The sequence below is a fragment of the Nocardioides sp. P5_E3 genome (assembly GCF_054049275.1).
The window spans coordinates 13839-25595 of record NZ_JBFUMR010000005.1 but is presented as its reverse complement, the minus strand read 5'-3'; the positions used below and the strand labels follow the sequence as shown (position 1 = coordinate 25595).

Sequence of the window (11757 nt, the reverse complement as noted above, 5' to 3'; positions counted from 1 at the left end):
TGAGTGGGACAACAGGTTCACGAGCGCTCCCTCAGTACTTCAGCAGGCTGGCGTCGTCGACCGAGGCCGAGCGTCGGGTGCGGAAGATGGTCATGATGATCGCGAGCCCGATCACGACCTCGGCGGCAGCCACCACCATCACGAAGAAGGCGGTGATCTGGCCGTCGAGGTTGCCGTGCTGTCGGGCGAAGGCCACGAACGCCAGGTTGCAGGCGTTCAGCATCAGCTCGATGCACATGAACACCACGATGGCGTTGCGGCGGGTGAGGACACCCACGCAGCCGATCGTGAAGAGGATCGCCGAGAGAACGATGTACTGGGTCACTTGACGTCCTCCTCGGTCGTCGCGGGCGCGCCGGCCTTGCCCGAGGTCTCGGGCATCGTGGCGGGACTCTTCCCGTCCAAACCGGCGATCTGGCGGCGTACGTCGTCGATGTCGTCGGCGAGCGCGGGAGCCGAGCGGACCGTGCCGCGGGCGGCGAGCACCCGGGAGACCGACGACTCGGCGGCGGTGCCGTCGGGCAGCAGGGCCGGGGTGTCCACCGCGTTGTGGCGGGCGTAGACGCCCGGCGAGGGCAGCGGGCCCAGGTGCTTGCCGTGCTCGGCGTAGTCGCGCATGCGCTGGGCGGCCTGGTCGGCCTGCGTCTGCTTCGGGGTCAGGCGCTCGCGGTGGGCGAGCACCATCGCGCCGAGCGCGGCGGTGATGAGCAGGGCGCTGGTCGCCTCGAAGGCGAACACGTAGCGGGAGAACAGGATGTTGGCGATCGCCGGGACGTTGCCGCCGGCGTTGGCCTCGTCGAGCCCGACCACCGTGCCGAGCGTGACCTGGCTGATGCCGAGGACCAGCACGAAGCCGAAGAGCAGGCCGAGGACGACCGCCATCACGCGCTGGCCGCGGATCGTCTCCACGACGGAGTCGGTCGCGTCGACGCCGATCAGCATCATCACGAAGAGGAACAGCATGAGGATCGCGCCGGTGTACACGATGATCTGCACCGCGAAGAGGAACGGGGCGTCGAGCACGGCGTAGAGGAACGCCAGGCTGATCATCACCACGGCGAGCAGCAGCGCAGCGTGCACGGCCTTGCGGACGAACAGGATGCCCAGCGCGGCGGCCACCATGATCGGGGCCAGGATCCAGAACGTCATCGAGTGGTCCCCCGGTAGTAGTCGCCCTCGTCGTCGCCGAGCCGCATCGCGTGCGGCGGCTCCTCCATGCCCGGCAGCAGCGGGGCCAGCAGGTCGGACTTCTCGTAGATGAGGTCGGCGCGGTTGTTGTCGGCCAGCTCGTACTCGTTGGTCATCGTCAGCGCGCGGGTCGGGCACGCCTCGATGCACAGCCCGCACAGGATGCAGCGCAGGTAGTTGATCTGGTAGACGCGGCCGTAGCGCTCGCCGGGGCTGAAGCGTCCCGAGCCGTCGGGGAGGTCGACGTTGGACGCGCCCTCCACGTAGATGGCGTCGGCCGGGCAGGCCCACGCGCACAGCTCGCAGCCGATGCACTTCTCCAGGCCGTCGGGCCAGCGGTTGAGCTGGTGGCGGCCGTGGAAGCGCGGTGCCGTCGGGAGCTTCTCGAACGGGTACTGCTCGGTGACGACCTTCTTGAACATCGTCCTGAAGGTGACGCCGAACCCGGCGATCGGGTCCCAGAGGCTCTCCTTGATGCCCTTGGACCCCTGCCCGGACTGAGGGGACTCACTCATGGTTCTCCTCCGCTGAAGCGGTGACGGTGGTGCGGCTCTGGGCGAACGTCAGCGGCGCGGCGCCTCCGCGCACGGCGCCACCCGCGGGCATCGGCGGCACGGGGAAGCCGCCGGCGAACGCGTCGTGCGGCTCGTCGCTCGCCTCGACCGCGCTCTCGTCGTCCGCCTTGTCGCCCCGGTCGCCGACGAACATCAGCGCCACGGTGAGGACGAGCAGGACGGCGATCGCGGCGACGAGGTAGGTGCGGTTGATGTTGCCCTCGAGCGAGATGACGCGGATGGTCGCGACGGCCACGATCCAGGCCAGCGAGACGGGGATCAGGATCTTCCAGCCCAGCGCCATGAACTGGTCGTAGCGCATGCGGGGCAGCGAGCCGCGCAGCCAGACGAACAGGAAGATGAAGCAGAAGACCTTGCCGAAGAACCAGAGCAGGGGCCAGTAGCCGCTGTTGGCGCCCTCCCACACGTTCTCGATGCCCCACGGTGCCGCCCAGCCGCCGAGGAACAGCGTCGTGGCGATGGCCGACACGGTGGCGAGGTTGATGTACTCGGCCAGGAAGAACAGCGCGAACTTCAGGCTGGAGTACTCGGTGTGGAAGCCGCCGACCAGCTCGCCCTCGGCCTCGGGGAGGTCGAAGGGGGCACGGTTGGTCTCGCCGACCATCGAGATCACGTAGATGATGAACGACGGCAGCAGGATCAGGCCGAACCACAGCCGGTCCTGCGCGGCGACGATCTCCGACGTCGACATCGACCCGGCGTAGAGGAAGACCGCCACGAGCGCGAGGCCCATCGCGACCTCGTAGGAGATCATCTGCGCGCTCGAGCGCAGGCCACCCAGCAGGGAGTACGTCGAGCCGGAGGACCAGCCGCCGAGGACGATGCCGTAGATGCCGATCGAGGCGATGGCGAGCATGAAGAGCACCGCCACCGGCATGTCGGTGAGCTGCAGCGGGGTCTCGTGCCCGAAGAAGTTGACCACGGGGCCGAGCGGGATGACCGACCACGTGACGAAGGCGGGCACGACCGCGATGACCGGCGCGATGAGGAAGACGACCTTGTCGGCCGCCTTGGGGACGATGTCCTCCTTGAGCGCCAGCTTCACGCCGTCGGCGAGCGACTGCAGGAGGCCGAAGGGGCCGTGCACGTTGGGGCCGACGCGGTGCTGCATCCGGGCGACGACGCGGCGCTCGAACCAGATGTTGAACAGCGTCAGCAGCACCAGGATCAGGAAGATGAACACGGCCTTGAGCAGGATCACCCACCACGGGTCGTGGCCGAAGGCGGCCAGGCCCGGGTCGGGCAGGTCCGCTGCCAGCGGAGCGAGCTGCATCATGAGGTGGCTCCCTTCAGGGTGACCGTGCTGCCGGGCGAGGCCAGCTCGGCGAGGACGCCGCGGCCGAAGGACCGGGCCGGGACCCAGACGACGCCGTCGGGCATGTCGGCGACGACGACGGGCAGCGTCACGCTGCCGCGGTCACCGGTGACCGTGACGAGCTGATCGCCGCCGGGCTGTGCCTCGAGCATGCCGAGCACGGACTCGTACGACGCACGGCTGACGCGGGCGACCGGCCTGCGGGCGGTGGCACGCAGGTGCTCCTCGCCGTCCTGCATCGAGCCGAGGTCGACGAGCTGCTTCCAGGTGGCGAGGGCGAACGCGGTCTCGTTCTTCTTCGGCGCCTTGACCGGCTTCGGCGGCTTGCCGGCGTCGAGCGCCGGACGGGCACCGTCCCACGGGCCGAGGGACTGCATCTCGTCGCGCACCTCCGCGACGGTACGGAAGCCGAGCGGGCGTCCGTGACCGATCGCGGCGAGCTCGTCGGCGATGCCGGACAGGACGCGCAGGTCGGGCAGCGAGGCCGGGTTGGCGAACACCGCGTCGAAGGACCGCGCACGTCCGTCCCACGTGACGAAGGTGCCGGCCTTGTCGGTGACCGGGGCCACCGGCAGGACGACGTCGGCCACGCGGGTCACGTCGGTCTCGCGCAGCTCGAGGCTGACGACGAAGCGGGCGGCGTCGAGGGCGGCGCGGAACGCGGCCGGGTCGGCGGTGTCGTCGGGGTCGACCCCACCGACGACGAGGCCGCCGAGGTCACCCTTGGCCAGCGCCGCGACGATCGCGTTGCCGTCACGGCCGACCTTGGCCGGCAGGGAGTCCGCCCCCCACGCGGCGCCCAGGTCGACGCGCGCGGACGCCTCGGTGAGCGGACGTCCGCCGGGCAGCAGGTTGGGCAGTGCGCCGGCCTCGACCGCGCCGCGGTCACCGGCACGTCGCGGCACCCAGGCGATGCGGGCACCGGTGCCGGCCGCGAGGTCGGCGGCGGCGCTGAGCGCGCCGTGCGTCTGGGCCAGGCGCTCGCCGACCAGGATGACGGCGTCCTTGGTGACGCCGTGCTCGGCGTCCTTGAGGGAGCCGATCACCTCGACCTCGGTGCCGGGAGCGGCGGGCACGAGCCGGCCGTTCATCTTCGTCAGTCCGCGCGAGGCGTGGGACGCCACGGACACGACCTGCGTACGACCGCGCTGGGCGGCCTTGCGCAGCCGCAGGAAGAGCGTGGCCGCCTCGTCCTCGGGCTCGAGGCCGAGCAGCACCACGACGGGCGCGGCCTCGAGGTCGGCGTAGGTGACGTCACCGGACAGCGCGACGTGGGAGGCGAGGAAGCTCGCCTCCTCCGCGGTGTGCGGGCGGGCACGGAAGTCGATGTCGTTGGTGCCCAGGGAGACCCGGGCGAACTTGGCGTAGGCGTAGGCGTCCTCGGCGGTGAGCCGGCCGCCGGTGAGCACGGCCGCGGCGCCGGCGTCGCGGAGGCCGCGGGCGGCGACGGCGAACGCCTCGGTCCACGACGCGGGGCGCAGCTCGCCCCGTTCACCATTGGGCAGGGTCTCGCGGACCTGCGGGTAGGTGATCCGGTCCGCGACCTGGGCGTAGCGGAACGCGAAGCGGTCCTTGTCGCTGATCCACTCCTCGTTGACCTCGGGGTCGTTGCCGGCGAGGCGCCGCATGACCTTGCCGCGGCGGTGGTCGACGCGGATCGCGGCACCACAGGCGTCGTGCTCGGCGACACCCGGCGTGGAGACGAGGTCGAAGGGACGCGAGCGGAAGCGGTAGTCGGCCGAGGTGAGCGCACCCACCGGGCAGATCTGGATCGCGTTGCCGGAGAAGTAGCTCTCGTAGGGCTCGCGCTCGTAGATCGCGACCTGCTGCAGCGCGCCACGCTCGGCGAGGGCGATGAAGGGGTCGCCGGCGACCTGCTCGGAGAAGCGGGTGCAGCGGGCGCACAGCACGCAGCGCTCACGGTCGAGCAGGACCTGGGCGGAGATGTTGATCGGCTTGGGGAAGGTGCGCTTGATGCCGCCGCGCTCGGCGAACCGGCTCTCGCCACGGCCGTTGCTCATGGCCTGGTTCTGGAGGGGGCACTCGCCGCCCTTGTCGCAGACGGGGCAGTCGAGTGGGTGGTTGATGAGCAGGAACTCCATGATTCCCTGCTGCGCCTTGTCGGCGACCTCGCTGGTCGCCTGAGTGTTGACGACCATGCCCTCCGCGACCGGCAGGGTGCACGAGGCCTGCGGTTTGGGGAAGCCGCGTCCGTTGCCGGCGTCGGGGATGTCGACCAGGCACTGGCGGCACGCGCCGACCGGGTCGAGCAGCGGGTGGTCGCAGAAGCGCGGGATCTGCACGCCGACCTGCTCGGCGGCGCGGATGACCAGGGTGTCCTTGGGGACGCTGACCTGGACGCCGTCGATGGTCAGGGTGACCAGGCCGGTGTCGGTCTTCTCCGGCGCCTTGTCGGTCGCGGTCATGCGGGGTCCTCGCGAAGTTGTGTGATGGAGGAGCGAAGCGGGGGAATCGCAGAACTTCGTGGGGTGCTCATGCAGGGGCTCCCACGGGTGCGAAGGCGGTCGAGGCGGCCGGGTCGAACGGGCAGCCGCCGTGGGTCAGGTGTGCGAGGTACTCGTCGCGGAAGTGCTGGATCGAGCTCGAGATGGGGCTGGTCGCACCGTCGCCGAGGGCGCAGAACGAGCGGCCCAGGATGTTGTCGCACTGGTCGAGCAGCAGGTCGAGGTCGCCCTCGTCGCCCTGGCCCTTCTCGAGGCGGGCCATCGTCTGCGTCAGCCACCACGTGCCCTCGCGGCACGGGGTGCACTTGCCGCAGGACTCGTGCTTGTAGAACTCGGTCCACCGCAGCACCGCGCGGACCACGCAGGTGGTCTCGTCGAAGAGCTGCAGGGCGCGCGTGCCGAGCATGGAGCCGGCGGCGCCGACTGACTCGAAGTCGAGCGGCACGTCGAGGTGCTCCGGCGTCAGGAGCGGGGTGCTCGACCCGCCGGGCGTCCAGAACTTCAGCTCGTGGCCCTCGCGCATCCCGCCGGCGAGGTCGATGAGCTCACGCAGGGTGATGCCCAGCGGCGCCTCGTACTGGCCCGGGTTCGTCACGTGACCCGACAGGCTGAAGATGCCGAAGCCGTTGGACTTCTCGGTGCCCATGCCGGCGAACCAGGCGGCGCCGTTGGTGATGATGCTCGGCACCGACGCGATCGACTCGACGTTGTTGATCACCGTCGGGCTGGCGTAGAGACCGGCGACGGCGGGGAACGGCGGCCGCAGGCGCGGCTGGCCGCGGCGACCCTCGAGGCCCTCGAGCAGGGCCGTCTCCTCGCCGCAGATGTAGGCGCCGGCACCGGCGTGCACGATGAGGTCGAGGTCGTAGCCCGAGCCGTGGATGTTCTTGCCGAGGTGGCCGGCCAGGTAGGCCTCCTGCACCGCGCGCTGCAGCCGGCGGATCACGTGGAGGACCTCGCCGCGCACGTAGATGAACGCGGTGTGGGCGCGGATGGCGTAGGAGCTGACGATGACGCCCTCGACCAGCGTGTGGGGGCTGGCCATCATCAGCGGGATGTCCTTGCAGGTCCCGGGCTCTGACTCGTCGGCGTTGACGACGAGGTACTTCGGCCTCGGGTTGTCCTGCGGGATGAAGCCCCACTTCATGCCCGTCGGGAAGCCGGCGCCACCGCGGCCGCGGAGGCCGGAGTCCTTGACGGTGTCGATCACGGCGTCGGGCGTCATCGCGAACGCCTTGTCGAGGGCGGCGTAGCCACCGCGCTCCTCGTACGACGCCAGCGTCCAGGCGCGGTCGGCGTCCCAGTTGTCGGTGAGGACCGGGGTCAATGTGTCAGCCACGGAGTGACCCCTCTCGGTTGTCGAGTGCCGCGAGCTTGCGAGTGGCGTATCGAGACACGGTCACGAGTTCTCTCCCTTGGCTCCCGAGGATTCCGTGGCTGACCTGTCGGCGCCCGCCGTCCAGCCCTTCTCGCGGGCGACGGCCAGGCCGGCCAGCGAGGCGGGGCCGGCGGCCGGCCCCTCGTCGGCGCGGTCGTCGGGGAAGCCGGCGAGCACGCGCTCGGCCTCGCGCCAGGTGCACAGTCGCGGACCGCGGGTCGAGTGGACCTCCCGGCCGGCGCGCAGGTCGTCGACGACCTGGACGGCCGACTCGGGCGTCTGGTTGTCCATGAACTCCCAGTTGACCATCATCACCGGGGCGTAGTCGCAGGCCGCGTTGCACTCGACGTGCTCGAGGGTGATCTTGCCGTCCTCGGTGGTCTCGTCGTTGCCGACGTCGAGGTGGTCCTTGAGCCGCTCGAAGATCAGGTCGCCGCCCATGACCGCGCACAGCGTGTTGGTGCAGACGCCGACGTGGTAGTCGCCGACCGGCTTGCGCTTGTACATCGTGTAGAACGTCGCGACCCCGTTGACCTCGGCGGCGCTGATCCCGAGGATCTCCGCGCACGCCTCGATGCCCTCGGGCGTGATCCGGCCCTCGACCGACTGCACCAGGTGCAGCATCGGCAGCAGGCCGGAGCGCTTCTCGGGGTAGCGGTCCGCGATCTCGCGCATCTCCGCCCAGGTCTTCTCACCCAGGCCGGCGCGCTCGAGGCCGTTGGCCCCGTTGGACTGAACGGTCATCGTCGGGGTCCCCTCGAAGTTGTCGGACGGAGGAGCGGAGCGGGGGAGAACGAGAGGTTCATGGGGTGACTCATCGGTCGACTCCTCCCATGACGGGGTCGATCGAGGCGATGGCGACGATGACGTCGGCGACCATGCCGCCCTCGCTCATCACGCTCGTCGCCTGCAGGTTGGTGAACGAAGGGTCGCGGAAGTGCGCACGGAAGGGACGGGTGCCGCCGTCGGAGACGACGTGGGCGCCCAGCTCGCCGCGAGGCGACTCGATCGGGACGTAGGCCTGGCCGGCCGGGACGCGGAAGCCCTCGGTGACCAGCTTGAAGTGGTGGATCAGTGCCTCCATCGACTCGCCCATGATGTGGCGGATGTGGTCGAGGCTGTTGCCCATGCCGTCGCTGCCGATGGCGAGCTGGCTGGGCCACGCGATCTTCTTGTCGCCCACCATCACGGGCGCGCCCTCGAGGCCGGCGAGGCGGTCGGCGGCCTGCTCGACGATCTTGAGCGACTCCCACATCTCGTTGAGGCGGATGCGGAACCGGCCGTAGGAGTCGGCGGTGTCCCAGGTCTGGACCTCGAAGTCGTAGTCCTCGTAGCCGCAGTAGGGCTGGGTCTTGCGCAGGTCCCAGGCGTAGCCCGTGGAGCGGAGCACCGGACCGGTGAGGCCGAGCGCGATGCACCCGGCGAGGTCGAGGTGGCCGACGCCCTCGAGGCGGCCCTTGAAGATCGGGTTGGCGTTGCAGAGGGCGGCGTACTCCGGAAGCCGCTTCCTCATCAGGGCGATGAAGTCGCGGATCTCGTCGAGCGCGCCGGGCGGCAGGTCCTGCGCGACGCCGCCGGGACGGATGAACGCGTGGTTCATCCGGAGGCCGGTGATCAGCTCGAACAGGTCGAGCACGAGCTCACGCTCGCGGAAGCCGATCGTCATGACGGTCAGGGCGCCGATCTCCATCCCGCCGGTCGCGATGGCGACCAGGTGGGAGGACATCCGGTTGAGCTCCATGAGGAGCACGCGCATGACCTGCGCCTTCTCCGGGACGTCGTCCTCGATGTCGAGCAGCCGCTCGACGCCGAGCGCGTAGGTCGCCTCGTTGTAGAACGGGGAGAGGTAGTCCATGCGGGTGCAGAACGTCGTGCCCTGCACCCAGGAGCGGTACTCCATGTTCTTCTCGATGCCCGTGTGCAGGTAGCCGATGCCGCAGCGGGCCTCGGTGACCGTCTCGCCCTCGAGCTCCAGGATGAGGCGGAGCACCCCGTGGGTCGAGGGGTGCTGCGGGCCCATGTTGACCACGACCCGCTCCTCGGCGGACTCGCCGATGCTCTGCGTGATCGAGTCCCAGTCCTGGCCGGTGACGGTGAAGACCTTGCCCTGGCTGGTGTCGCCGGGCGCGGCGTAGAAGTCCTGTTCGGTAGTCATCAGTTGTACGACCTTCGCTGGTCCGGCGGAGGGATGGACCCACCCTTGTACTCCACGGGGATGCCGCCGAGGGGGTAGTCCTTGCGCTGCGGGTGGCCCGGCCAGTCGTCCGGCATGAGCACCCGGGTCAGAGCGGGGTGACCGTCGAAGATCAGCCCGAACATGTCGTACGTCTCGCGCTCGTGCCAGTCGAGCGTCGGGTAGATGCTCACCAGGCTCGGCAGGTGGGGGTCGCTGTCCGGCGCGGTGACCTCGACGCGGATCAGGCGGTTGTGGGTCATCGACGTCAGGTGGTAGACGGCGTGCAGCTCGCGACCGTGGTCGTCGGGGTAGTGGACACCGCTGACACCGGAGCAGAGCTCGAACCGCAGCGCCTCGTCGTCACGCAGCATCTGCGCCACGAAGGGCAGGTCCTCGCGGCGGACGTGGAAGGTGATCTCGCCGCGGTGCACCACGACGCTCTCGATGGCCGAGGTGAGGTCGGTGGCCTCGAGCCGCGCCTCCAGCGCGCCCGCCACCTCGTCGAACCATCCGCCGTAGGGCTTCTGCGACGGGGCCGGGAAGACCTTCGCGCTGACGAGGCCGCCGTAGCCGGAGGTGTCGCCGGTGCCGCTGACGCCGAACATGCCGCGGCGCTCGCCGACCGCGTGCACCTCTCCGGTCGGTGCGGGGAGGTTCTCCGGCGACTGCTCGGGCGCGGGCTGCCCGACGCCGCTGCCGGTGCCGGTCTCGGACTTGGCCTTCTCGAGGTTGCGCTCCTCGGCGGGCCGCGCCGCCTCGTTCTTGTCCGTCTTGTCGTCCGACTCGTCCTGGGCCTTGCCGGCGTGCTTCTCGTCTGGCTTGTCGGTCACCGCAGAAGGCCCTTCATCTCCGAGGTGGGCAGCGCGCGCAGGGCGGCGGTCTCGAGCTCGGCGACCTCGTCACGACGGTTGGCGCCCAGCTTGGTGTGCTGGACCTGGTCGTGCAGCTTGAGGATCGCGTCGATGAGCATCTCCGGGCGCGGCGGGCAGCCGGGGAGGTACATGTCGACGGGGACGACGTGGTCGACGCCCTGGACGACCGCGTAGTTGTTGAACATGCCGCCCGACGAGGCGCACACACCCATCGCGAGGACCCACTTGGGCTCGGGCATCTGGTCGTAGATCTGGCGCAGGACCGGGGCCATCTTCTGGCTCACCCGGCCGGCGACGATCATCAGGTCGGCCTGCCGCGGGCTGGCGCGGAAGACCTCCATGCCGAAGCGGGCGAGGTCGTACTTGGGGCCGCCGGTGGTCATCATCTCGATGGCGCAGCAGGCCAGGCCGAAGGTGGCGGGCCAGAACGACGCCTTGCGCATGTAGCCCGCGACGCCCTCGACGGTCGTCAGCAGGACGCCGCTCGGCAGCTTCTCTTCAAGTCCCATGGCTCAGTCCCAGTCCAGTCCGCCGCGGCGCCACACGTAGGCGTAGGCCACGAACACAGTTGCGATGAAGAGGACCATCTCGACGAGGCCGAAGAGGGCCATCTGGTCGAAGTGGACGGCCCACGGGTAGAGGAAGATGATCTCGATGTCGAAGACGATGAAGAGCATCGCGGTGATGAAGTACTTCACCGGGATCCTGCCGCCGCCCACGGGCTGCGGCGTCGGCTCGATGCCGCACTCGTAGGAGTCGAGCTTGGCCCGGTTGTAGCGCTTGGGACCCACGACGGCGCTCATGATCACGGAGAAGACCGCGAAGCCCGTCGCGATGAGTGCCAGCGCCAGGATCGGCGTGTAGAGCTCCATCGCTTCCCTTCCGGTGGACCGGCGCCCCGCCCAGACGGGCATGTGACTTTGTGAACGGCTTCACGAGTGGCGCGGGCCACAGTCTAGGACTCCGGTGCGGCGTGCGTCACGTCGGGGTGCAGACCATTCGGAAGCGGCCAATGCCGCCCTGACCTGCGCATTTAGGCAACGCGAACGTCACCTAAATACGCGTGCGGCGATCAGGCGGTGGCGCGGTGCAGGGCGACGATGCCGCCCGTGAGGTTTCGCCACTCTGGACGCTGCCAGCCGGCCTCGGCGACCATCGCGGCGAGCCCTTCCTGGTCGGGCCAGGCACGGATCGACTCCGCGAGGTAGACATAGGCGTCGGCCGCGCTCGCGGTGAGCGAGGCGATCCGGGGCAGGGCCTGCATGAAGCCGTCGAGGTAGATGGTGCGCAGCGCGCCGTTGGTGGGCGTGCTGAACTCGCACACGACGAGGCGACCGCCCGGGCGCGTGACGCGGAGCATCTCCCTCAGCCCCGCGACCGGGTCGACGAAGTTGCGCAGCCCGTAGGAGATCGTCACCGCGTCGAAGGTGTCGTCCAGGAACGGCAGCCGGGTGCCGTCGCCGGCGACGAACGGCAGCGAGGGCCGGTCCTTCTTGCCCTGCTGGAGCATGCCGACGGAGAAGTCGCACGGCACGGCGGTCGCCCCGTGGGCGCCGAAGGGCTCGCTCGAGCACCCGGTGCCGGCCGCGAGGTCGAGGACCAGGTCGCCGCGCTGCGGTGCGACGGCGTCGACCATCGCCCGGCGCCAGGTGCGCTGGATGCCGGCCGTCATGAGGTCGTTGGTGAGGTCGTAGCGCTTGGCCACGGTGTCGAACATGCGACGTACGTCGGTCGGTTGCTTGTCCAGGTCAGCGCGGGCCACGCCGCGAGCGTAGGCGTCCGAACCCC

At 69.9% G+C, this 11757-nt stretch carries 12 protein-coding genes; all 12 read right to left on the bottom strand.

The genetic code is table 11. The annotated features are described in order from the left end of the window. Positions 1-31 precede the first annotated feature (31 nt). Positions 32-325, bottom strand: coding sequence for an NADH-quinone oxidoreductase subunit NuoK (gene nuoK, locus ACXJKB_RS04080; RefSeq protein WP_191194425.1), 294 nt, complete (start codon positions 323-325; stop codon positions 32-34). Further along, positions 322-1149, bottom strand: coding sequence for an NADH-quinone oxidoreductase subunit J (locus ACXJKB_RS04075; RefSeq protein ID WP_457185675.1), 828 nt, complete (start codon positions 1147-1149; stop codon positions 322-324). Before ACXJKB_RS04075 ends, nuoK begins: the two co-directional genes overlap by 4 nt. Next, positions 1146-1703, bottom strand: a complete 558-nt coding sequence (gene nuoI / locus ACXJKB_RS04070) for an NADH-quinone oxidoreductase subunit NuoI (protein WP_457185673.1) — start codon at positions 1701-1703, stop codon at positions 1146-1148. The genes ACXJKB_RS04075 and nuoI overlap by 4 nt, the downstream gene beginning before the upstream one ends. Continuing rightward, positions 1696-3036: an NADH-quinone oxidoreductase subunit NuoH gene (gene nuoH / locus ACXJKB_RS04065; protein ID WP_457185932.1), complete on the bottom strand. Its 1341-nt coding sequence runs from the start codon at positions 3034-3036 to the stop codon at positions 1696-1698. Before nuoH ends, nuoI begins: the two co-directional genes overlap by 8 nt. Further along, positions 3036-5504 (bottom strand): NADH-quinone oxidoreductase subunit G, encoded by a 2469-nt coding sequence (locus ACXJKB_RS04060; protein WP_457185671.1) that lies wholly within the window; start codon positions 5502-5504, stop codon positions 3036-3038. The genes nuoH and ACXJKB_RS04060 overlap by 1 nt, the downstream gene beginning before the upstream one ends. Positions 5505-5571: 67 nt before the next feature. Next, a complete protein-coding gene (nuoF, locus tag ACXJKB_RS04055; RefSeq protein WP_457185669.1) occupies positions 5572-6882 on the bottom strand; it encodes an NADH-quinone oxidoreductase subunit NuoF in 1311 nt (436 codons plus the stop codon). A gap of 60 nt (positions 6883-6942) precedes the next feature. Further along, the gene (gene nuoE, locus ACXJKB_RS04050; protein WP_457185667.1) at positions 6943-7665 is read right to left on the bottom strand and encodes an NADH-quinone oxidoreductase subunit NuoE; all 723 of its coding nucleotides are present in this window, start codon (positions 7663-7665) and stop codon (positions 6943-6945) included. Positions 7666-7735: 70 nt separating this feature from the next. After that, positions 7736-9076 carry an NADH-quinone oxidoreductase subunit D gene (locus ACXJKB_RS04045; RefSeq protein WP_457185665.1) on the bottom strand — a complete coding sequence of 447 codons (1341 nt, stop codon included), beginning with the start codon at positions 9074-9076 and terminating at the stop codon, positions 7736-7738. Beyond that, complete coding sequence (locus ACXJKB_RS04040; protein ID WP_457185663.1) at positions 9076-9927, bottom strand: NADH-quinone oxidoreductase subunit C; 852 nt, start codon at positions 9925-9927, stop codon at positions 9076-9078. The genes ACXJKB_RS04045 and ACXJKB_RS04040 overlap by 1 nt, the downstream gene beginning before the upstream one ends. Next, entirely contained in the window at positions 9924-10478 is a 555-nt protein-coding gene (locus ACXJKB_RS04035; protein WP_457185661.1) for a NuoB/complex I 20 kDa subunit family protein, read from the bottom strand. The genes ACXJKB_RS04040 and ACXJKB_RS04035 overlap by 4 nt, the downstream gene beginning before the upstream one ends. 3 nt (positions 10479-10481) lie before the next feature. Beyond that, positions 10482-10841, bottom strand: coding sequence for an NADH-quinone oxidoreductase subunit A (locus ACXJKB_RS04030; RefSeq protein ID WP_191194416.1), 360 nt, complete (start codon positions 10839-10841; stop codon positions 10482-10484). A gap of 200 nt (positions 10842-11041) precedes the next feature. Beyond that, positions 11042-11731: a demethylmenaquinone methyltransferase gene (locus tag ACXJKB_RS04025; RefSeq protein WP_457185659.1), complete on the bottom strand. Its 690-nt coding sequence runs from the start codon at positions 11729-11731 to the stop codon at positions 11042-11044. Between the last annotated feature and the right edge of the window lie 26 nt (positions 11732-11757).